This window comes from Anditalea andensis (assembly GCF_000714815.1).
Classification (GTDB): domain Bacteria; phylum Bacteroidota; class Bacteroidia; order Cytophagales; family Cyclobacteriaceae; genus Anditalea; species Anditalea andensis.
Genome location: NZ_JMIH01000022.1, coordinates 133611 through 156649, shown reverse-complemented (window position 1 = coordinate 156649; position 23039 = coordinate 133611). Strand labels below are relative to the sequence as shown.

At 39.6% G+C, this 23039-nt stretch carries 14 protein-coding genes; 4 read left to right on the top strand and 10 right to left on the bottom strand.

What is annotated here, in order from left to right; translation table 11 throughout:
- Positions 1-206 precede the first annotated feature (206 nt).
- Both EL17_RS13490 and EL17_RS13485 read left to right on the top strand, forming a co-directional pair.
- Positions 207-575 (top strand): hypothetical protein, encoded by a 369-nt coding sequence (locus EL17_RS13490; protein ID WP_035075007.1) that lies wholly within the window; start codon positions 207-209, stop codon positions 573-575.
- 54 nt (positions 576-629) lie between these two features.
- Positions 630-1088: a hypothetical protein gene (locus EL17_RS13485; protein WP_035075005.1), complete on the top strand. Its 459-nt coding sequence runs from the start codon at positions 630-632 to the stop codon at positions 1086-1088.
- A gap of 92 nt (positions 1089-1180) precedes the next feature.
- On the opposite strand, the gene EL17_RS13480 is transcribed toward EL17_RS13485, so the two are convergent.
- Complete coding sequence (locus EL17_RS13480; protein ID WP_035075004.1) at positions 1181-1363, bottom strand: hypothetical protein; 183 nt, start codon at positions 1361-1363, stop codon at positions 1181-1183.
- Positions 1364-1620: 257 nt separating this feature from the next.
- Between EL17_RS13480 and EL17_RS13475 the strand changes: the two genes are divergently transcribed.
- Together EL17_RS13475 and crtD are read left to right on the top strand one after the other, a co-directional pair.
- The gene (locus EL17_RS13475) at positions 1621-3087 is read left to right on the top strand and encodes a glycine--tRNA ligase (protein WP_035075002.1); all 1467 of its coding nucleotides are present in this window, start codon (positions 1621-1623) and stop codon (positions 3085-3087) included.
- Positions 3088-3223: 136 nt separating this feature from the next.
- Positions 3224-4687: a 1-hydroxycarotenoid 3,4-desaturase CrtD gene (gene crtD, locus EL17_RS13470; RefSeq protein ID WP_035074989.1), complete on the top strand. Its 1464-nt coding sequence runs from the start codon at positions 3224-3226 to the stop codon at positions 4685-4687.
- Positions 4688-4745: 58 nt separating this feature from the next.
- Here crtD and EL17_RS13465 read toward each other — a convergent pair whose 3' ends face one another.
- From EL17_RS13465 to EL17_RS22695, 9 genes are all read right to left on the bottom strand, one after another.
- Positions 4746-6149 (bottom strand): MltF family protein, encoded by a 1404-nt coding sequence (locus EL17_RS13465; protein WP_051720002.1) that lies wholly within the window; start codon positions 6147-6149, stop codon positions 4746-4748.
- 291 nt (positions 6150-6440) lie between these two features.
- Positions 6441-7772, bottom strand: a complete 1332-nt coding sequence (locus EL17_RS13460; protein WP_035074986.1) for a TolC family protein — start codon at positions 7770-7772, stop codon at positions 6441-6443.
- A complete protein-coding gene (locus EL17_RS13455) occupies positions 7772-10828 on the bottom strand; it encodes an efflux RND transporter permease subunit (RefSeq protein WP_035074983.1) in 3057 nt (1018 codons plus the stop codon). Before EL17_RS13455 ends, EL17_RS13460 begins: the two co-directional genes overlap by 1 nt.
- A 2-nt stretch (positions 10829-10830) precedes the next feature.
- Positions 10831-11907 (bottom strand): efflux RND transporter periplasmic adaptor subunit, encoded by a 1077-nt coding sequence (locus EL17_RS13450; protein WP_035074980.1) that lies wholly within the window; start codon positions 11905-11907, stop codon positions 10831-10833.
- Positions 11908-11931: 24 nt separating this feature from the next.
- Positions 11932-12729 (bottom strand): alpha/beta fold hydrolase, encoded by a 798-nt coding sequence (locus EL17_RS13445; protein WP_035074977.1) that lies wholly within the window; start codon positions 12727-12729, stop codon positions 11932-11934.
- An 808-nt stretch (positions 12730-13537) separates the two neighbouring features.
- Positions 13538-16798 (bottom strand): TonB-dependent receptor, encoded by a 3261-nt coding sequence (locus EL17_RS13440; protein WP_035074973.1) that lies wholly within the window; start codon positions 16796-16798, stop codon positions 13538-13540.
- A gap of 507 nt (positions 16799-17305) precedes the next feature.
- A complete protein-coding gene (locus EL17_RS13435; protein ID WP_084166221.1) occupies positions 17306-18310 on the bottom strand; it encodes a fasciclin domain-containing protein in 1005 nt (334 codons plus the stop codon).
- A 32-nt stretch (positions 18311-18342) separates the two neighbouring features.
- Positions 18343-21675 (bottom strand): TonB-dependent receptor, encoded by a 3333-nt coding sequence (locus tag EL17_RS13430; RefSeq protein WP_035074968.1) that lies wholly within the window; start codon positions 21673-21675, stop codon positions 18343-18345.
- A 454-nt stretch (positions 21676-22129) separates the two neighbouring features.
- Positions 22130-23020, bottom strand: coding sequence for a hypothetical protein (locus tag EL17_RS22695; RefSeq protein WP_051720001.1), 891 nt, complete (start codon positions 23018-23020; stop codon positions 22130-22132).
- Positions 23021-23039: the final 19 nt, after the last annotated feature.

The following is a 23039-nucleotide window of genomic DNA, read 5'->3' as shown; positions in this document are numbered from 1 at the left end:
AATATAATTTGATTAAATTATTCAAAAAACATATATATTTTTTATAAACTAATTCATATAAGTATAAAAATTTATAGAAGCGGAATATATACAGCTAAAATTTTATTTCATTTTTTTAAAATTTGTAAGGAAAAGCGTATATTTTTAATTAAAATTTGAATTGTAATGCCAATAACTTACATTGATGAACATTAAACCCAGACTTAATGAATACTAAAGTAAATCAAGCGCTGCATACTATAAGTTTTGTCTTAGTGGTTATGGTAGGGATCGGTGGATCATTTTTCCTGGGAGCCAGTACCCGGGCCCTGTTGACTTATTGCATTATCTTGGTAGCCGTTTTTGAGGTGGCGAGCTTAGCCTTAGGAAAAAAATTTTATTCAGAAAAACACACCTCCTATAAACTAGGTCTCCTGGCTACCCTCTTAATATTGCTTGGCATCAAGACCATGATGCCTGACTTCTTTCCAGCCTTGACGATAACCGCGCTCTCAGTGAATTTTATATATAATTTTTATACCCTGAACAGAAGGACGTCCATCAAACGGAAGCAAAAGAAGAGACTAAAGTCATGACCATTCATAGGCATGGATTTTGATAAACGGAGTCCTGAAAAATATTAAATCCAAATGAAAACGTTGATTATCGTTATATTAATGCTGTGCCCAATTATTGTCACCGCCCAGGAAAAGCTCAACAAACTTGTCCAGGAAAGACAAAATCTCCATCAGCAATGGAGACAAGCAGAAAATAAAAAATCAGGCATTTTTGGTAACCGTACCAAAAAAGATATGACCGAAACCAATGCCTGGATGGAACGGATTATCCAAAAAGATAACCAGATAATGGAAGAACTGGAATTTATAAGAGAAAGGGAAGTGGTAGAGGTTTCTTACGAAAAGGATGATTATAAATACATCGTACAAAAGCAGGAACAGGATATCTCCAAGCTTAAAAGAGCACTGGCTGAGGCAAATAGCAAAATGGAAGTGGAAAAATCCCGAACCTATGAATGGCTGGCTTTTATATTTTTCCTCAGCACGGTAACATTGGGTTTTTTATATTACAAAAAAGCGGTTAATGCATGATATCTTAAAATAAACCTATCTTCAAATGGACCAATAAATCCATTCTTGTATAAAGCCTGACAGTTAGATATGTCAGGCTTTTTTTTATATGGTTAACTACTCATTTTCCGGAATAGCCAAAATATAATCCCTATTACAATAACAGCAATTATAATCCCGATGATCACGCCCCCTTCAAAAATGGTCCCAATGACTTCACAGCTAGAAAGTGAAACCATCATGATCATCATCATAAACAAATTCAATACATAACGCTTAATCGATAGATTTTTCATAATAATTTAGTTAGTGATTCAAAAATATAAACGTTTAATTTATGAAAAATAAAAGAAAAATCCTAATAATAACCATAAAATATATAATAAATCAATGTAATATTTGATTCATAAAGTAAAAAGTCATACTTCTCATACTAAATTGATATCCTACATATCTATGATTAGTAGGGTTTGTCCTTTTTAGATAAGCATCTATTTAGCAAATCCCCTATTTTTAAATTGTTAACTATTCCTTTTTACCTATTTTTGTACCTATGGCAAAACAAGAACAGACCCAAGAAATTTCTCAATTAAAAGATATAATCGCCCACGCAAAGGAATATGGTTTCGTATATCCCTCATCAGAAATATATGACGGCCTGCAGGCTGTCTATGACTATGGGGCTTATGGGGTAGAACTTAAGAATAACCTAAAAAGGCTATGGTGGGAGACCATGACCCGACTGAATGATAATATTGTGGGCATAGATGCTTCCATATTTATGCATCCCACTACCTGGAAAGCCTCAGGACATGTGGACAGCTTTAATGATCCTATGATCGATAATAAAGATAGCAAAAAGCGATACCGTGCTGATGTACTGATAGAAGATAAAGCTGCTGCGCTCGAGAAGGAAGGAAATATAGAAGCATCAAAGTCCCTGTTATCTGCCATGGGTAAATTGCTTGAAGCTGAAGACCTGGCAGGCATAAGAGAACTGATCATAAATGAAGCTATTAAATGCCCGATATCCGGTACTACCAACTGGACGGAAGTACGTCAGTTTAACTTGATGTTTTCTACCCAGGTGGGCGCTGTGGCAGAGGATTCCTCTACTATATACCTAAGGCCAGAAACTGCCCAAGGTATATTTGTCAACTTCCTTAACGTCCAAAAAACAGCTAGGATGAAAGTGCCTTTCGGTATAGCCCAAATCGGTAAAGCCTTTAGAAACGAAATAGTGGCCCGTCAGTTTATTTTCAGGATGAGGGAATTTGAACAAATGGAAATGCAATTTTTTGTCCGCCCTGGTACCGAGATGGAATGGTATAAAAACTGGGCTGATACCCGTATGAAGTGGCATAAGGCACTAGGCATTCCAGAGGAAAAAATCCGTAAACATGACCATGAAAAATTAGCGCATTATGCCAACGCCGCTATGGATATCGAATATGATTTCCCATTTGGGTTTAAGGAAGTAGAAGGTATACATTCCCGTACAGATTTCGATTTGAAACAGCACCAGGAGTTTTCAAAAAAGAAACAGCAGTACTTTGATCCGGAGATCAACCAAAACTATACTCCTTATGTAATCGAAACTTCCATAGGGGCCGACAGGTTATTTTTGATGACCTTTTGCAATGCTTTCGTAGATGAAGTGGCGGATGGTAAAAGCAGGGTATATTTAAAATTTCATCCTGCCATCGCGCCGGTGAAAGCCGCCATACTTCCGCTGACCAAAAAAGATGGATTGCCTGAGAAAGGGAAAGAAATTTTTGAGAAGCTCAAATATGACTTTAATATCATTTATGAAGATGCAGGTTCAATAGGCAAGCGCTATACCAGACAAGATCTCATAGGTACGCCATTCTGTATTGCGGTAGATCATCAGACACTGGAGGATGACACCGTCACCATCCGGCATAGAGATACTACCGACCAGGTAAGGGTTCGTATTGATGCACTTCACGGTGAACTGAGCGAAGCCTGCAGCTTTAGAAGAATATTTGAGAAAATTTAGGAAGACAGGTATCAGAATTTTAAATAAAGCCCTCGAGAAATCTTGGGCTTATTTTTTTTAGGATCATTAATTGAAGAAATGAGATAAATATGTATCCTATTATCAAACAGAAAAGCAAAAGTACAGTTAAGGTCCCATGAATAAAAATGCCATTATAATAGGTTCCGGAATCGCCGGTTTGGCGGCAGCCATCAGGCTTAAGGTAAAGGGATATGAAGTGGATGTCTTTGAAGCCAATGCATCCCCTGGAGGAAAACTTTCTCAGTTTACCATTAAAGAATATCGCTTTGATTTCGGTCCTTCATTGTTTACTCTCCCAGAAGAAGTGGAGGACCTCTTTATACTGGCAGGAAAAGATCCCCAAACATATTTCAGTTATATCAAACTTCCTATAGCCTGCCATTATTTTTGGGAAGACGGCAAACAGGTAAAGGCTTATGCAGATATAGATAAATTTGCAAAGGAAGTAGAATCCCAGCTGGGAGAACCTGCTGAACATGTCAGACAAAATTTAAAAAAATCTGCTTTTATATATAACAGTTTGTCACCACTTTTCATGCACCGGTCCATGCATAGATGGAGTACTTGGTTAAATGCCCAGGCACTCAAATTTACTTTTCAAATGGGAAAACTGGGCATATTCAGCACCATGAATGCGGCTAATGCCAGACAGTTCAAACAGCCGAAGATGGTGCAGCTCTTTAACCGTTATGCGACTTACAACGGTTCAAACCCATACCAGACACCTGCTACACTCAATATCATTCCACACCTGGAGTTTAACATCGGTGCTTTCTTTCCCACAAAGGGAATGTATGACATCACTCAAAGCCTCTATAATCTAGCACTTGATTTAGGGATTAAATTTTATTTCGATTCAAAGGTAGATAAAGTACTGGTGGCCGATAATCATGCTATTGGCATCCGATCTGGGGGAAAGGACTATCTTTCAGACATCGTGGTGAATAATATGGATATGGTCAATGCATATAAGACCATCCTGAAAGACGAGAAGCAACCTAAATTCCTGCTTAACCAACCTAAGTCCAGTTCAGCCCTTATTTTTTACTGGGGTATCAAAAAAGTTTATAAAGAATTGAACTTACACAATATCCTTTTTAGTGAAGATTATCAAACAGAGTTTGACCATATATTTAATCGACATTCCATTTATAAAGATCCTACTGTTTATATTAACATCACCTCTATTTATAAGCCAGATGATGCACCTGAAGGCTGTATGAACTGGTTTACCATGATCAATGTGCCCAATAACCAGGGCCAAAACTGGGATGAGCTGATAGCTGAAGCTAGAAAAAACATTATCCTAAAAATCAATCGTACCTTGGGTACCGACATAGCTCCACTTATTGAGGCAGAAGAAATCCTTGATCCCAGAACTATAGAAAGCAAAACCTCATCTGCAAACGGGGCATTGTATGGCAACAGTTCAAACAACAGATATGCAGCATTTCTTCGTCATGCCAATTACTCTTCAGATATCAAAAATCTGTACTTCTGCGGCGGTTCCGTTCATCCGGGAGGAGGGATTCCGCTTTGTTTGTTATCAGCGAAGATTACCACGGAGATGATTGGGTAATGGATTTATGATCTCTGAGTGATGATGACTAGTGTCAGCTGTTATATAACATAAAACCCTATGGGCTGACCAGTACTTTATATGATTCATAAAGACTGATCACTTCATCTACGTACCTGACTGCCACATGACCTTTGGCATAGCCACTTTTGACCAAAGGATCCCTATATATATCAGGATCAGACTTTTGTTCCAGGTAAGCAGCCACATTTTCCCAGAGGGTGGTGTCATTACCAGCTTTAAGGGCCAGCCGCCAAGAGTCTTCCACATGCCCATGACCTACATTATAAGAGGCCAAGATAAATCTAATCCTTTCATTTACTTCAGGCACACGCTTTATCCAGTATTGGTCCAGATATTTTAAATAATTGACTCCTCCCATCAAACTTTGGTGCGGATCTGATGGATCCTCCACACCAAATCGTTCAAGAGTAACTGGCATCAGCTGCAGCAGGCCAGTAGCCCCTGCATATGAGGTAGCCGCTGTATCAAACCTGGATTCTTTAAAAACAAGTGCTGCCAGTAGTCTCCAATCCCATCCCAACTGCTCTGCCCCTTTCATGATAATTTCATCAAAAATAGAAATTCTATTTCCAGAAATGGAAGAAAAGGGGCTGTTGCTTCTGAAATAACTGTTTTTTTTGTTTAAAAAATATTTCTCATATAGGACTGCAGCCAGTTCGGTCTTTTTATGGTTACTGAGCCAAGTATTGATTTCATTCAACAGATCCGGAGCATTATTTCTTACTGCCCAGCCCACTTTGGATGCTTCACTTATTTCCAAAGAAACATCTATATTATCATAATAAGTAGCATTTACAAGTGCCACATCATCATCTACCACCGTGTAATCAATTTCCCGCTGCACTACGGCATTTACTAAAGCTTCAGAATCAGCAAGTTCTTCAATGATTTCCATGCCCAGTTCCAGATTATCATTCCACTGCATCAGCTGCTGCTTATAGACAGCACCTTCTCTTACATGTACTGTTTTTCCTGCCAGATCAGCTATACTTTTGAGAGTGGATCCATTGTCATTTCGCTGGACCAAAACTGTTTTTAAGGTATGGGTGGATTGGGTAAATGCCGCATAGCGTACACGCTCTGTAGTCTTCTCCAGATTTATGGCGATGATATCCACAGCTCCTTCATTCAGCATCCTGAATACTTCATCCAGATCAGATGCTACTGTCACCCGCAGCTGCACCCCAAGCTCACGAGAAAACAACCGTAGAAGCTCAAATTCATAGCCCATCCTCCGGCCCCTATAGATATAATAACTGGTGGAAGAATTATCCACAGCCACTCTTAGGTATCCTCTACGTTTTATATCTTCAAGATCAAAATGAACTGGATTTTCCCAAAAAAACTCCTGCCTTTCCCGCTCAGGCTGCTCTTTACAGCCAGCTAAAGCTAAAAAAATAAATAAAAACAAGTACTTAACCCAAAAGACTTTTCTCATATAGATCCCGAAATTTAGGCAATAATGTATGCAAGTATAGTATTAAAGCATGAAAATGCCAAAACTAAACTGCTTACGCCCCCATTTTAAGAAATATCTTAATGAACTAGTTAGAAATAGAGCATGAAAATGGGAGTAAAACAAAGAGCTGTTTATCTCTTATGGGAGAATAGGTTTTTGTATCAAAATACACTAATTAAAATAGATTCTATTCCAAAATTTAAACTAAATTTACTTCAGAAACAGGTTTACAGTTATGCGGATGTTAGCTTATTTTTGATAGGTTTTGCATCAGTTGAGCCTTTCTTGGGGATTCTGGAAGTAGATTTTCCCTGCCAGCCTCATCAGTTCTATTTCGGATTCTTTGATATTATATATAGCTTCTATAAGCCTACTCTCTGCTTGTAACCTGTTCACCTGTGCATCCCTAAACTCCAGGTATCCCGTGATACCTAGACGAAACCTTTCCAATGCTATATCAGAGTTTTCTATGGCCACTTCATAGTTTTTGCGTTCTATATCCAATAGCCTTTTTGTATTGGTATACACATTATAGGAGCGGTAAATGTCTGATTTCATCTGGATCTCATACTGCTGAAGGACATGTTGCTGATTATACTGCTGTACCCTGGCAGATTGTATTCTTCTGTTTACTGAAAATCCACTGAAAAGATTGATTCCAACTGTAGCTCCAGCAGTAAGTCCATCTACCCTATTTTCTAATACAAATCCTGCATCTGAGGTCAGGATACTATTATTATAAGACCCGTTGATGGTGAGGTAAGGCAACCTCAGTGCTCGTGCTTCTCTCAATTGGAGATAAGCAACATTCTCCATTCTTTGTGTAGCCAAAAACTGTTTGTTATCTGTGTAGGCATTTTCTATAAGGTCTACGAGCTGAATATCATCCGCTATAGTGATGGTATCATTCACCATATATTGGTGCTCAGGATCCACCGCTAGCAGCTGGTTGAGATTGATTCTGGTATTTTCTATGACCTGCTCCTGAGTCACCAACGAAGCTAAATCGGCATTATAATCTACCTGAGCGGCTAAAAAATCCCTTTTAGAGGCGCGGCCAAATTCATATTGGGCACGGGCAATATCCAGCCTTTCATCTGAAAGTTCCAATGCCTTTCTTAAAACTTTATATCGCTGAAGTTCCAGTACCATCCTGTAGTAGGATGAAGAAATAGATGCTACGGTGTTTTCAATGACTACTTTTGCCTCCAGTTCACTGACTTCTGTAAGCTTACCCAGTCTTCTTAAAGCCACAAAAGCCTCAGGGTTAAACCCATAAATAGTGGCCAGCGTAAAGTTTCTGTTGTAGGTCTGAGCACCATCAAGTATCCTTGGTGCAGGATCATTAAGAAATCTTTGTTCAACATCTTCATTTCTATACGAACCTACATAAGTAGCCCCTAAAGTGGGCAGTAATAAGCTCTGTCCCAGCGAACGGTCCAGTTCGGCGAGCTCTACTTCATTTATGGCGATTTTCACCTCAAAGTTATTATCCAAACCGAGCTGAATGGCCTTTTCAAAGGTAAGTTCTTCCAGTTGCTGTGCCATAACAGACGGACCTACCAAAAGACCCGCCATTAAAATCAAAAATAGTTTCTTCATTAGACTCTTGCTAATCTTCCTTCTTTGGATGTCAAATATGTATAAACAGCGGGTATGACAAATAGGGTCAGGATAGTAGAAAAGGCCATACCTCCTACTACTGCCACCCCCATTGGTACCCGGCTTTCAGCCCCAGCACCCAGTGCCAAAGCTATCGGAAGTATCCCTAAAATAGTGGATAAACTGGTCATCAGGATGGGTCTGAACCTGGCCCCGGCAGCATCCATGATCGCCTCATGAACAGTCATACCCTGCGCTTTCCGCTGATTGGCAAACTCCACGATGAGGATACCATTTTTAGTCACCAAGCCTATCAACATAATGATCCCAATCTGGCTGAATATATTAAGGGTAAATCCAAATAGCCACAGAGACATCAAAGCACCACATAATGCTAATGGAACCGTAAACATAATGGTCAATGGGTCCAGAAAGCTTTCAAACTGGGCAGAAAGAACCAGATAAATCAAAATCAGCGCAAATACGAATGCAAATATCAAACTGTTAGAACTTTCTCTGAATTCTTTGGATACTCCTGCTACATCAGTACTGTAACTTTCATCCAAAATTTCTGCAGCTATGCGGTCCATTTCATCCAAACCTCCTCCTATAGTATATCCCGGAGCCAGTCCAGCAGATACTGTAGCACTCACAAATCTATTAAAACGGTAAAGTTGAGGCGGTGTGCTTCTTTCTCTTACCGTGACCAGGTTGTCCAACTGAACCAGTTCACCACTATTGGATTTTACATAGAGCATCCTTAAGTTTATAGGCTCATTCCTGTCTTCAAGCTGCATCTCTCCCACTACCTGATACTGCTTTCCGTTCATGATAAAGTAGTCAAACCGCTGGCCTGAATAGGACAGCTGCAAAGTTCTCGCAATTTCCTGTACAGACACCCCTATATTCCGGGCTTTTTCCCTGTCTATTTCTACTTCTATTTCAGGTTTGGTGAATTTAAGGTTTATATCAGAAAAACTAAACACCTCACTTTCATTTACCTTATTCATAAACTCGGGGATCACGTCCTTAAGCTTCTCTAAAGTCTGTGCCTGTATCACATACTGAACAGGCAGTCCCCCTCTTCTGTCTCCTATGGACTGAGGTTGCGTAGCAAAAGCCCTCACAGCTGTTTTGTTCTTTAAGATCCCAGATACTTGGTCGAAGATCTCTTGCTGGCTTCTTTCTCGCTCAGTGGCATCCGTTAACATAATTCTAAGGAAGCCTGAATTGGTACTGGATGTACCAAACCCGGGAGAAGTCACAGATATAAAACCAAATCGCTCTGGAATTTTTTCAGAGAATTCTATGGTCATCTCATCAATTACCCTGTCCATATAGCCAAAGGTAGCACCCTCTGGACCGGTCATATTGATCCTCATCTCTCCTCTATCCTCCACTGGAGCCAGTTCAGATGGGATTACGTTAAATAGTCCATATATGGCAAACCCCATCACCCCTATGATCACAAAAGCCACCCATCTTGCTTTCATAAACCCAGCTAGTGCATTTTCATATTTTTTATTTAGCCATAAAAAGATAGGCTCTGTTTTATTATAGATCCAGTTTTGCTTTTCCCGCTTTTTCAGGAGCCTACTACTAAGCATCGGCGTCATGGTCAAAGCCACAAAGGAGGAGATGATCACTGCCCCTGCGACCACAATACCAAACTCTCTAAATAACCTGCCGGTAGTTCCTGTAAGAAAAATAACAGGAAGGAATACGGCAGCCAAAGCTACAGTGGTCGCTATAACCGCAAAGAAAATTTCCTCTGCGCCTTTTTCGGCAGCAGCCAGGGGTTTTTCCCCTTTTTCTATACGTGTATAGATATTTTCCAATACCACTATGGCATCATCTACCACCAGGCCTATGGAAAGCACTATTCCTAATAAGGTCAATACGTTAATAGAAAAATCCATCAGGTACATAATGAAAAACACTCCGACCAGGGATATCGGAATGGTAAGCACCGGAATAAAGGTAGTCCTCCAATCCCTCAAGAACATAAATATGATAATAACAACGAGTATAAAGGCCACAAAAATAGTCTGCTGCACTTCATTTATAGATGATCGGATATACTGAGTGGAATCAAATCCTATCCCTAATGACACGTCTGAAGGAAGATCTCTTTCTATCAGTTTTAGTCTTTTATAAAACTCATCTATTATTTCTATGTTATTGGACCCCGGTAAAGGGATGAGCACCACTCCCACCATAGGTATGCCATCTCTTTTTAGCACGGTACGCTCATTAAGAGGAGCCAACTCTGCCCTTCCTACATCCTGAAACTGCACGATGTTATTACCGTCATCTTTTACGATCAGGCGGTTAAATTCATCCGGTGTAGTCAATCGGCTTTTAGTACGTACTGAAAGTTCAATGGCAGAACCTTCTATACGCCCTGATGGAAGTTCCACATTCTCACTCTGTACGGTATTTAATATGTCTAATGGTGTAATGCCATATGAAGCCATTTTCAGAGGATCCATCCTCAGCCGCATGGCATATTGTTTTTCACCCCATATCTGAACGGTACTCACACCTGGGATGGTCTGAAGCCTTTCTTTAAATATGTTATTGGCCATATCGGATAGCTCGAGTAGATTTCTCCTATCACTCTGCACATTCAAAAATACGATAGGCTGGCTGTCTGAATCAGCCTTGGACACCACTGGTGGATCTGTATCTAAAGGCAGGTTGCGCTGGGCGCCGGACACCTTATCCCGTACGTCATTGGCTGCCGCTTCCAGGTCAGCCCCGACATCGAATTCCACGGTAATGTTACTCGTACCGTCATTACTTACTGAGGTAAGGGACTTGATCCCTGAAATACCATTAATGGCTTCCTCCAGCGGTTCAGTGATTTGGGCTTCTATTACATCTGCATTGGCTCCTACGTAGGTAGTCCGTACATTGATTATAGGCGGATCCACACTGGGATATTCTCTTACTCCTAAGAAGGATATCCCTATAAGTCCGAATAACAGAATAGTCAGTGATAGCACTATGGCCAATACTGGTCTCCTGATGGTTACGGTTGATAAACTAGCCATAATTAATTAATTTTAGTGGCATTTACTGCCATACCTGTCCTTACCTGCAGTACTCCGGTGGTCAATACATGATCACCTTCCCTCAGTCCATCCAGGATTTGGACTTTTCTTTCTGTTCGGGTACCTATTGTTACTTTGGCTTCTTCTACCAAACCATCCCTTACTACAAATACCTTGTAACCTTCAAGTTCTGGTATAAGAGATTCTGCCGGTACCAACAGTGCGTTCTCTTCTACATCCAGATTAAGGCTGACCCTGACAAACATTCCAGGCAGATACTGCCGCTGCCTATTGGGACTATCTGCGCGTATCTTCAATGTACGGGTGGCTGCATCTATATTAGGTTCGATGGCATATACCCTGCCGATAGCTTCTCCTTCTACAGCATTGCTGGAAAATACCACTTCAGACCCTGTTTTTACCTTATTGGCGTAGCGCTCTGGTACTGAAAATTCCAGTTTTATAGGATCAATGTTCACCACACTCACAATTGGATCAGCAGAACTGATAAAACTTCCCTCAGATACTTGCCTTAATCCCAATACCCCGTCAAAGGGGGCACGTATTACCGTCTTGCGCAGCTGTGCATCTATCAGTTGTATATCGGCCAAATTGGTATTAAACTGGTTGAGTACTATATCGTACTCTTCCTGAGAAATCGCTTCTCTGTCCAAAAGTTGTCTTTGTCTGTTTTCCTGATCCTCATAGAGTTTTTTGATATAATTTAACCTATCAGCCTGCGCCGTGAGTTCATCATCATTGAGGTAGAGTAAAGGGGTGCCCTTTTTGACAAATTCACCTTCTCGAAAACTGATTCTTTCTACCAGGCCAGAAATTTCAGGACGGAGACTTACCATTTCATTGGGTATAATGGTCCCGGTGATATTGATATTGTTTTCCAGCCTTTCGGCTTTCACTTCTACCACATTAACCGGTAAAGGTGCAGCGGTACCACTTGCCCCCTGCTCAGATGCATCGGCACTGTCGCCTTGAAACATCTCCATACGGGGATAAAAAAACAGGCCCGCTATTACCAAAACAATGACCGCAATCAATGATATTTTAGTATTTTTTTTCATTACTGGTATTTGAAAATTTTGCTATTAAAGGGATTTTTTGAGAAAGTCTAAGCTTAATTTATTAAAAACGTGAGGCTGCTCCACGTTGACCACATGTCCGCAGGATTTCACGATTTTCAATACTGATAAGCTATGGTCTTTTACAATTTTTTTGACAGGCTCCAAGAACATAAAATCCTCCTCTCCCATGACATAGAGGGTAGGTATGCCAAGATCTTTTTCTTTAAAAAGCTTCAGGAGCGGATTGACTTCGCTGGTAAGTTTAAACCACCGGATGAATTCTTTTTGACATAATCTCTTTGCTTCTCTGACAAATAGATTACGGGATTCCGAGTGTCTCTTTCGTGGCATGATTACCCATGCAAATAACTTGTATAGCCACATATAGGGGATGACACTCTTAAAAGTATTGCCCAGGGATACAAGTATACGGGACTTTATATTTAACCTGGTAATGGCTCCTGCAAAAATCATTGTCTCTACTCTCTCAGGGGCCATTTCAGCTAACTGTCTAACCAGAATGGTGCCTAAGGATACTGCCACAAAATGGGCTTTTTGTATGTGCAGGTGATCCAGCACTTCCAATATATCTTTGGTAACGGCAGTAAAAGTGTACTTTTCTTTCCAAATATTCTTAAGCTTGGCAGCAGACCTGCCATGTCCCCTCAGGTCTATCAGAAGAAGGTTATAGGCTTCCTTAAATTCTTTGATCTGCTTATACCAGATAGAAGATGACCCTCCTGCACCATGTACAAATACCATCCACTCTTTGCTGGAGGGATGCCGGTAGGTTTTATAATACAGTAGATTTAATTTTGTCATCCTATTTATTCAAGTACTAGCACGTAAAGATACTCAATAGTAAAGATCTAATTATGATAGAAAGTTCGCTTACTGATCAAAATAGATATAGGTGGTCAGGATGTGATATCAGTGGTGAATAACATGTAAAAGGTAATTAAGACATGGAAAATTAAAATATAATTTTTAAATTTTCTACAAAAGATAATACATTAACTATTAGTTACCTATCACAGCCACTTCCTTTCTTCCTTAATATCAGAAAGATGGTCAACCTAAATGAAGCTTGATTCTGTTACAACAAGAAAATGAATGCAATGTTATTCGGGCAACTATAAGAAATTCATTTCATTCCTACCTCCGGCACAGGTAACGCCCTGAACTATAAAAATGATACATATACAAATGAAAAAGGGGCCAACATGAATATGGCTCCTTTTTCATTTGTTACATCTGGCATAAGCGCCCTATAGCCCTCTTTAATGTAGAGGTGAATACATATGTCGTTGAAGGGACTATTCCATTCATAGGCATAACTGTATTACAGAATAATCAAATCTCCTACCTACATCCGACTTCTAACACAATATTCTAAATTTACTTTCCAGAAGTTATAAGGCAGGATTTTTTGTACGGTTTCATCAATTTCCATTTTGCAATAAACACCCATGCTATAAATCTAAGGTTGGGGATCAAATACTACCAATAGGGATAAAATTTACTAGTCAATATCATGAATCTATATAATGAAAAAAAGGGCCAACAAAAAGTTGGCCCTTTTTTTACAAAGTCATCGGTTAAAATCTTATTATTTGAATTATATGCGCATTTAATTGAAGATATATCTGACACCTAACTGTAATTGCCAAACATCGTTCAACGTCGCACTATCTCTGAAGATATCCGTTCTTAATACGTTATTGGTTCTTTGCATCTGATACACGGGAACACCTTCAGGAGAAATACTGGAGATAGTAATCATAGAGGTATTATTGGGTACTCTTGCCACACCCCAAGTATTACTTAACAAATTACCAAAATTAATTACATCGGCCCTGAATTGAAGGGTATTTCTTTTATCGCCTATATTAATGAAAAATTCCTGCACCAGGGTGAAATCCATTCTAGCCACAAAAGGATTAATGCCACCATTTCTTTCAGCATATTGCCCCCTTATCGTTCTTAAATAAGGATCAGCTTGTATGTATTGGTCAAATGTAGTCCTCTGCATGGCTTCTGTATAAGTAAAATCGCCTGCTGTAATGGGAAGGAAGGTCATCTCTTGTAGCTGCTCAGGGGTAGGGACAAATATTAAACTGTTACCTGCGATACCATCTCTATTTACATCACCATTGTAGGTATAAGTTCTCCTGCCCAGGTTTCTAGCTTCCCAAAAAGCGGAAACTTGTGTCGCCCCATTGCTGTATTCTTTTCTATAGGATATTGAAGCTATGGCTCTATGCCTTTGTTCATTATCTGAAATGGATAGTGGCAAGTTGTTATTATCAGTAATGGTCCTGCCTCCGTTATATGAACTGCTGGCCGTAGAGCCCAACGATACTAAGTCTTTTGCTACAGAGTAGTTATAAGCGGCAGAGAAGAATAGGTTTCTTGTGAATTGCTTTTGGATTTGCGCGGTGATATTATGTGCAAATCCGTCTCCATAATTCCCAAGTACGTAAGCATTGTTTATATTATTATTTATCCTACGTTCGTTATTCGCGGCTGAACCAGTAGTGGACGCATAGTATGGTCTGTTATCCGGACCTACCAAATTACCGACAGGTGTATTCAAATTAGCGTCATAATAAATCACATTGTTCAGGTTTTGGGTATATATATACTCCAAGGTACCTACAAACCCACCGGGAAGCTGAGCATCCACAGCTATGTTAGATCTCCAGTTCTGAGGCCATTTAAATTCTCTTTCAGTGGCATTGATGGCATACTGCGAAGGAGTCGTAGCATTGGCGGGAATATTGGCAGTCACATCAGGGGAAAAAGGGTAACGAGCAGTATTAACGTTGTCTTCAAAAATTGACCCGGTCAATATACCATTGTTACCTACCTGATTAGATATCCATACAAATGCCGGCCTACCTGTAAATACACCTGTACCACCTCGTAACTGTATAGATCTGTCACCTATTACATCCCAGTTGAAGCCTAATCTGGGAGAGAACATCACAGCAGGTTCTGGAAGTTGACTGGTACTCAAAGAAATATTGTTTCTGCTCGGGTTTTGAAAATTCAGCTGCTCCACTTCTGGATTGTTCAATGCCGTATTGTCAAAAAATGGCACATCAATTCTCACTCCCCCAGTCAATTTCAAATTTCTGGTTGGGCTATATTCATCCTGTACGTAAGCACCTATCTGATAAGCTTTAGTTACGGCAAAAGGAATAGCGCCTCCTTCTAATGCTGAATAGGTCAGTTGGTATCTTCTCAAAGGAACATTTTGAGGGGTTCCAGCCAAATACTGGTCTGAAGCGGCATAGAAATCCTGTAAGGAATTAAAGGTATATTGGCCATAAAATTGAGGCGTAAAACCATTGGTGAATTCAAATGACTCAAAGTTCACACCTCCGGTGATGGTATGATTATCCAAATACGCGGTAAAATTGTTCTGAACCTGCCAAGTGTCTGTATCCAGTCTATTATTAGGCGAGAATGGTTCATATCCAAAAGAAAGGTAATTACGTCCTTCTTGGAGAATATCCACAAGCGGGAATATTCCCCCGGTAGATCCTCTATAATCTCTGTTTGCAGTATACCCGACCAATAACCTGTTCGAAAACCTGGATCCAAAAGTAGAATTAAGTTCGGCAATACCAGAATAAATATCATTGTTAATGATATAATTGGTAGCCTGTGCATTTAAAGAGAATAAATTATCTCTTCTATTTTGAAAAGAAGACGAATTAGATGCTGGTACATCTCTCAAAGAAATCAGCTGGTTATAACGGACAGATAGCTTATGATTTCTGCTGATGTTATAATCTATTTTAGCCAACAACTTATCCGATTGAGTTCTTAAAGAATAATTTTCGAATGCCCCGGTTTCATAGCCATAGTTTTCCAGCATATATTGGGACAATTGTTGATAATCAGACCTGAGTACCCTTGTAACATTGGCACCTTCACCAGGAGCGGCTATAAATTGAGAATTGGGATCTGATCTTCTTTCAGATTCAGCATTGATAAAAAAGAATAACTTGTTCTTTACTATAGGACCACCTAATCTAAAGCCATATTGGTTAACATCAAACTGATCTGTAATTACAGCATTACCTCTAGCATTATCACCAACATAACTGTTATTCCTATTATTATAGAAAACAGAACCCCTAAACTCATTGTCTCCTGACCTGGTAATAGCATTGATCCCTGCTCCGGTAAAACCACCCTGAGTAACATCATAAGGGGATAGGTTTACTTGAATCTCCTGGATAGCATCCAATGATATCGGCGTAGAATTGGTTTGACCTGCAGGGGTGCTTGAAAGACCAAACGAATTGTTAAAAATAGATCCGTCTATGGTTAGGTTGTTAAACCTGCTATCAGTGCCGGCAAAACCGTTTCCAGAAGCCTGTGGGGTCAATCTTGTAAAATCGAAGATACTTCTGCTGATTGTCGGTAGCGCATTGATCTGCTCATTGGATATATTGGTAGCAGACCCAGCACGTTCATCATTTAAGATATTACTTCTTTGTGCCACGATTTCGACACCCGCTAGGTCTACACCTTCATCATACATGGTGGCATCGAGCCTGAATATCTGGCCTAACTGCAGATCAATATTATCATAAACCTGAGATTGGAATCCCACATAAGATACCGTAATAGTATAAGGACCACCTACCCTCATGCCAGGAATGGTAAATCTCCCATCATTTCTGGTAGTGGCACCATATCTTGACCCTGAAGGTCCATGAACGGCTATAACATTGGCACCAGGTAAGGTTTCATTGTTGCTATCGGTTACCACCCCCGTGATGCTGGCAGTTGTCACCCCCTGAGCAAATAATGAACTTGTCCCTAAAATTAGGAATACAAGCGCAAAAATACATTTTAGTAAATTTTTCCTCATATAATTTTGAGTTGTTGGAAATATAATAGAATGAAATTGAGAATATTTTTTAACGATGCAAATATAAGAGCGATTTGATCAGAAAAAATAAACTTAATATTAGTTTAATGTTAACAAATCAGGCGAAGCTTACACGATGCCTACCGATATTAAATTAGAGAACATGGATGCCTCTGGCTAAAAATAATTATAAGAATAATCCCTAATAATTGATCATTGTTAATAGTTAAAACACCTTAGAAAGCAATTAAAGCCTATTGGATTTATTGATCTAGAATGCAATAGATTACGATTATATAAATACTATATGCAAAAAATTAAAGTATTTGAATATAAAAATTGGATGACACTATGTTGGATAAAAAAATAATGAGGCTGTTTTATAAATCAATTCAAGAGCCTGTGATTTGGCTGTATTAAATTGACTCAGCTACCAACCCGGATAAAACAGAGGCTGTCCCTACTTATGAGACAGCCTCTGTTTTTATATATTCTTTTTTAGAGGTCTTAAGGAGCAGGCGTAGTGGCAGGCACCATAACCCTATCAATCTTATGAACAAAACCTGTTCTAAAGATCGTATTGTTAACATTAACATTGGTACTGAGCGCATTTCCTGTTCCGTAGGTTAATCGGATTGATTGGCCATCAACAGCTACCCTAGGGTTGGTTATGATTAGTCTGGGATTGGTAAACTGCGTAGCCAGCTGTAAATTATTGGTCAAATTTGGCGTATAAAACACATTCGGTGTCATATGGTAATTTAAAATATTTCTCAGCAGCGTCCTTCCATCCTCATCTGCCACAACAGCATCTAAGTTAGCAAAGCCGTTTTCTACCAGGAACAAACCAAAAGCCTCATTGGTAGGAGCAAATACAGTCCTGAACTCAATATTAAATTGGTTCTGTAAGCCCATTAAATTGATTGCCTGGTTAAAGATAGAAAGGTCAGCCTGTGCCGCAATATAATTACTCATATTGCTCGCCCGAGGTACCAGCACTTGATCTATCACATGAACAGTTCCATTGGCATTTTCAATAGAACGAATGATGTTTACCTGCTGGTTATTGAATCTTATCGGACTATTGGCACGGTTAACAAAAATGTTTTGGTTGGCAATCGTCTGGATAAAATTAAAATTGTTCTGCGCTATATTACCCTGAAGGATGTTCGCATTGGCGATATGGTAAGACAGCACATTGGTCAAGTTGGGTATATCAGCAGCAGAGGCATATCCATTTGAAGCTAGAAAATTTGCAATAGCCTCATTTGATGGTGCAAAAACCGCTCTTTGGTCTTGAGTCCTAATACCCACTAAATTTGTGGTCAACCCTGCATTGTTAATCAGCTGGTTAAAGGTAGAAAGATCAGTTTGGTCAGCAATTACATTACTTAATAAAGGCTGATCAGATAAACCCTGGGGCTCTTCGGTATAGTCCTCATCTATACAGCCTGTAAAAATAGACAAGCTGCATAAAAGGACAATTAACGTTTTATATGAAAATTTATTCATGGTTATATTATTTTCTCTATTGATATGAGGAATTAATTGAAGATGTATCTAACCCCAACCTGAGCACTCCAAGTTTGGCTCAGCGCCACAATAGACTGTACGGTTTCCGTGGGATAAACGTTTGCCTGTCCCTGAACAGTATTGATGGTAAATCTAGCATTGCCATTGGCATCAGCGCCCGTGTAGTTCATCGGGTTTCTTTGATATGTCTGTCTACCTACACCCCAAGAATCCATGATCATATTACCAACATTTAAGATGTCCATAGAGAACTGTAGTTTGTGCTTGTTTACATCTCTTGCCAGGTGGATATCCTGTTTCACACTAAAATCAAATCTGTGTAACCATGGAAGTATAGCACCGTTTCTTTCGGTTATTTTACCTCTATTGGCACTTAAGTATTCGTCTTGTTCAATATACTGGTTAAGGATTTCCCATTGTTCAGCCGCTGTTTGCACCAGTACGCCATTTGTTACACGGTCAATCAACTGTGCATCTTCAAAGCTGGTAGGCACATACATCGTTCTGATACCGCCGCCATCACCAAAGTTTCCTGAGTAAGTGTAACTATACCTTCCTTGCTCACCACCTGAATAGAATAAAGAGAACTGTGTGTTGTTCATCTCGTTCAAGCCTTTGGTATTGAAGGAAATTAAACCGACAATTCTGTTAGGCTGATCAAATCTAGAAAAACCTCTTTCCGGATTGTTTCTATCTTTCTGTACTGCAGTAGGCCATAAAGAGGCTGCTTGAGAACCACCTTCAAGACCGAAATCAGTCTTCTGACTTCTGGTGTAGGCTAAACTGGTAAAGATACCTTTACCCCAATCTTTTTGAACAGATAGTGTCAAAGAGGCATAAATACCATCATTGATATTGGTAAGGTAATATATTTCATTGATGGTGGTACCTGCGATACCCTGGGTATAAGTAGGATACTCATTTCCGGCAACGTTAACAATATTACCGGTAGGGTTGCTGGCAAGGTTCACGGAAAAGGGAGAATTGTAATCCCTGGAATAAAGCCCTTCAGCAGAGAAAATAAATCCGGCCACAGAATAATCAACAGCAAGATTGGATCTCCAGGTTTGAGGCATTCTGAAATTAGGATCTGTTACGTTGATTGAAGCAGATATGTCCGGTTCTAGTTCAGCTGGGTTTGGTCTGTAAAAGTTTGGATCTGCCTGGAAACCTTGCCATTCGCCGGGTGCCCACTGGTTAGCAGCATTACCAATTCCTCCATATTTACCTAAACCACCTCTGGTTACTCCATTGGCATTGATTTGGTTAGATAAGTGAACGAAAACCGGTCTACCGGTGAACATACCAGTACCACCTCTTACCTGTAAAGATCTGTCACCGTAAGCATCCCAGTTAAATCCAAATCTTGGAGAGAATACTGGATTTACAGGTGGGAAATTACTCACATCCGGAGAAATAAATTCTCCTGGATTACGTGGATTTTCTCTAGAAATATTTAAAGCTTCCAATCTAGGGTTTCTAGGGGCATCCATAGGATAAAAAGGAAGATCCACTCTCACACCACCGGTTAATTTTAAGTTGTTGGTTACCTGAAATTCATCCTGAAGATAAATACCAACCTGTCCAAATTCAACCCTATCTGTTGGTAAAGTCATAGGATTGTTGGCATCATAAGAAAAACCAATAGCAAAGCCATCAGGAACTACAGCAGGGTTCCTGTTGATGACACTTTCTACAAATGAATCATAGGAGTTGTAACGGTACCATGAATCCCAAGTAGGATTGAAGGCATTGTCAAAAGTCATATATTCAAAGTTAACCCCTGCTGTGAAGGTATGTCTACCAAGAAAATAGTTGAAATTGTTGGTCACGTTGAACGTTTTGTTATCCAATAAGTTACCTGTAGAAAACAACTCATTTCCTAAAGACATGTAATAGAGTGGTGTTGTTCCTTGAAATTCAAGTATTTCAATCATTGGAAAGCTCTGTCCACCGGGAATGCCTCTCTGGGTAAGCGCAGAGGTATAACCAATATTTAGTGAGTTGGCCATATTTGTTCCGATGGTAGAATTCAATTCCGCAACTATTGAAGATACAATGTCCTCGGAAGTATAATTGGCATTAGAAAAAGTCAAAGCTTCTACTCCAAACCTGTTCGTGTTACCGTACCTCAGATTGGTAGGCAAGCTTCGGATACTGTTACCGTTTATGCCTACATCCCTAATCTGCTGGAAGCGATTATACCTTACTACTAATTTGTTCTGCTGGTTAATGTTATAATCGAGTCTTAAGTTTAACCTGGTTGCATCGTCAGAAAAAGGTACGTTTTCATATGATCCAGTCTCGTAACCATATATATTTCTCATTTGGTCTCTTACGAAATCAGCTCTGTCTGCAGTCACCCTAGAAACTACTTGGTTATCAGGAAGTAAACCTTGAGAAGGCCTTGAAGCCAGTCTGTTATCTCCTGGAATCAAATTAGTCTCCATTTCCGCACTTACGAAGAAAAAAAGTTTGTTCTTAATAATTGGTCCTCCCACTGCTATACCGTGTATTTTTGTTTCAGAATCTGAAAAAGGAATCTCTCTTCCTCCATTTACGGTAGTCCCCTGCAGTTTATCATTTCTAAAAAGTGTATAAGCAGTACCTCTCCAGTGGTTTGTTCCTGATTTAGTAATCGCATTTACGTTAGCACCTGTAAAACCACTTTGACGAACATCATAAGGGGCGATGTTTACCTGTACCTCTTCGATTGCGTCAAAGGAAATAGGGTTTCCACCGGCAAACTGACTAGAAGTGGTTCCGAAGTTATTGTTATAAAGGTTACCATCTATCGTGTAGTTATTATAACGCTGATCTGCACCCGCAAAGCTGGTACCGCTACTCTGCGGAGTAAGTCTCGTCAAATCGTTGATACTTCTATTGATAGTAGGCATCGCATCTATCCTATCTCTACTTAAATTGGTAGCAGCACCGGTTCTGTCCGCATTCATGACATCGCCCTGTGTACCTAATACTTCTATTACATCCAATTCCAATCCATCAGTCAACCTTGCATTGATGGAATAATTTTGTCCCAGAGACAGGTTAATTCCTTCAAATACCTGATCTTCAAAACCTATAAAGGTTATGGTCACTCGGTAAGGACCACCCACTCGGATGTTTGGCAGCACAAATCTACCATCCATATTGGTAACAGCACCATATCTGGTACCAGATGGCTCATGGACAGCCACTACATTGGCTCCAGGAAGTGTTTCCCCAGCTTCATCAGTTACCACTCCTTGCATACTGGCAGTGGTAACTCCCTGCGCAAACAGTGATCCTGCTCCAAGAACAAGCATTGCCAGCGCAAAAACACATTTTAGTAAGGATTTCCTCATAATATTTTGAATTTTCGGAAAATGAGTTTGAGTTAAATAAATTTATTTCTTTTCCAGTGGCAAAGATAGACCTGAATTGGGTAGGCAAAGACACCTTTTTGTTAGATTAATGTTAAATAATTAAGGAAAATTAACAGGATTTGTTAACATTAACTTAACATTAGAATAATGCATTTCTATATATGTAATTATTTAAATTTTAGATAATTATATTCCTTGAACGTATCTTAAATATTAGATTATAAAGATGTGAACTTCAGTGCAGTACTCATTCCACATTAATTTAACTATTTTTTAAAAAACTCATCTATTATAAATACTATAAGGAGCAGTAGTGAAGCGATTAACAAAAAATGAATAGGAGGAAAAAATACAGCCCTCCTATTCATATAATCTTTTAGATGATACCTGATTTTAATGACAATTCATACAGACAGGCTAGGTAAAAGTAAGTTTAAAAAGTATATCTCAATCCGATCTTTGCCCTCCATCTAGAAAAGAAATCCTGTGCCAACCAAGCCTCATCACCCCTTAAATCTGCTTTGAAGGAAGGTACATTCGGATCCATAGGAACTGGATTTCCATTTATCGTACGGGGTTCAGGACCTGCTACATTGTTATTGGCAAAATTAGCTACAGTAATAAACTGACTGTTCTGAATAGCATAAGACCTACCCCAATCATTGTTTAGCAAATTACCGGCATTGAGCACATCAAAAGTAAATTCCAGCCTACCTGCATTATGTACGATTATTTCCTGGGCCAGCCTTACATCAAACCGGTGTTCAAATGGTGTTCTTCCTGCATTTCTCTCTGCATAATTACCCCTTCTACTATTCAAATAATCGTTGTTGTCGATAAAGTTATCGATCAAAGCATATTGCTGATCTGCCGTCTGAGAGATTACCCACTCATTTTTGGCCAGTGTATAGGTATCATAGAGCCTGATACCTTCCCTGTTTTCAGGCACATAAATCAGATCATTGCCCAATACCCCGTCTCTGTTAAGATCGCCCTGATACACAAATGAGATGGGAACGCCTGATTGACCGTTGTAAAACAGTCCTATGGAGGTAGCTAAAAAGCCTGCGTATTCTTTTCTATAAGTAAGGGCAGCTACTATACGGCGCGGGACCATAAATTGAGAAAAAGAAAGTTCGGAACGGTTTGGATTCCCATATGTAGGCACATTCCTCCAGTTTGAAACTGCCTGGGAAGAAATCCCCGGATTGATATCAGTAGCAAACCCATAAGTATAGCCGATATTAGCATAAAGCCCATTTTCAAATGTACTGCTCAGCTGAGCAGTCAGGTTATAAGTATAGCCTTCACTGGTATAGGTCAAATAGATAATATCAGTGAAA

Excerpts from the sequence above, each read along its gene's own strand:
- EL17_RS13490 (WP_035075007.1), top strand. The coding sequence starts at position 207 with ATGAATACTAAAGTAAATCAAGCGCTGCATACTATAAGTTTTGTCTTA.
- EL17_RS13485 (WP_035075005.1), top strand. The coding sequence starts at position 630 with ATGAAAACGTTGATTATCGTTATATTAATGCTGTGCCCAATTATTGTC.
- EL17_RS13480 (WP_035075004.1), bottom strand. The coding sequence starts at position 1,363 with ATGAAAAATCTATCGATTAAGCGTTATGTATTGAATTTGTTTATGATG.
- EL17_RS13475 (WP_035075002.1), top strand. The coding sequence starts at position 1,621 with ATGGCAAAACAAGAACAGACCCAAGAAATTTCTCAATTAAAAGATATA.
- crtD (WP_035074989.1), top strand. The coding sequence starts at position 3,224 with ATGAATAAAAATGCCATTATAATAGGTTCCGGAATCGCCGGTTTGGCG.
- EL17_RS13465 (WP_051720002.1), bottom strand. The coding sequence starts at position 6,149 with ATGAGAAAAGTCTTTTGGGTTAAGTACTTGTTTTTATTTATTTTTTTA.
- EL17_RS13460 (WP_035074986.1), bottom strand. The coding sequence starts at position 7,772 with ATGAAGAAACTATTTTTGATTTTAATGGCGGGTCTTTTGGTAGGTCCG.
- EL17_RS13455 (WP_035074983.1), bottom strand. The coding sequence starts at position 10,828 with ATGGCTAGTTTATCAACCGTAACCATCAGGAGACCAGTATTGGCCATA.
- EL17_RS13450 (WP_035074980.1), bottom strand. The coding sequence starts at position 11,907 with ATGAAAAAAAATACTAAAATATCATTGATTGCGGTCATTGTTTTGGTA.
- EL17_RS13445 (WP_035074977.1), bottom strand. The coding sequence starts at position 12,729 with ATGACAAAATTAAATCTACTGTATTATAAAACCTACCGGCATCCCTCC.
- EL17_RS13440 (WP_035074973.1), bottom strand. The coding sequence starts at position 16,798 with ATGAGGAAAAATTTACTAAAATGTATTTTTGCGCTTGTATTCCTAATT.
- EL17_RS13435 (WP_084166221.1), bottom strand. The coding sequence starts at position 18,310 with ATGAATAAATTTTCATATAAAACGTTAATTGTCCTTTTATGCAGCTTG.
- EL17_RS13430 (WP_035074968.1), bottom strand. The coding sequence starts at position 21,675 with ATGAGGAAATCCTTACTAAAATGTGTTTTTGCGCTGGCAATGCTTGTT.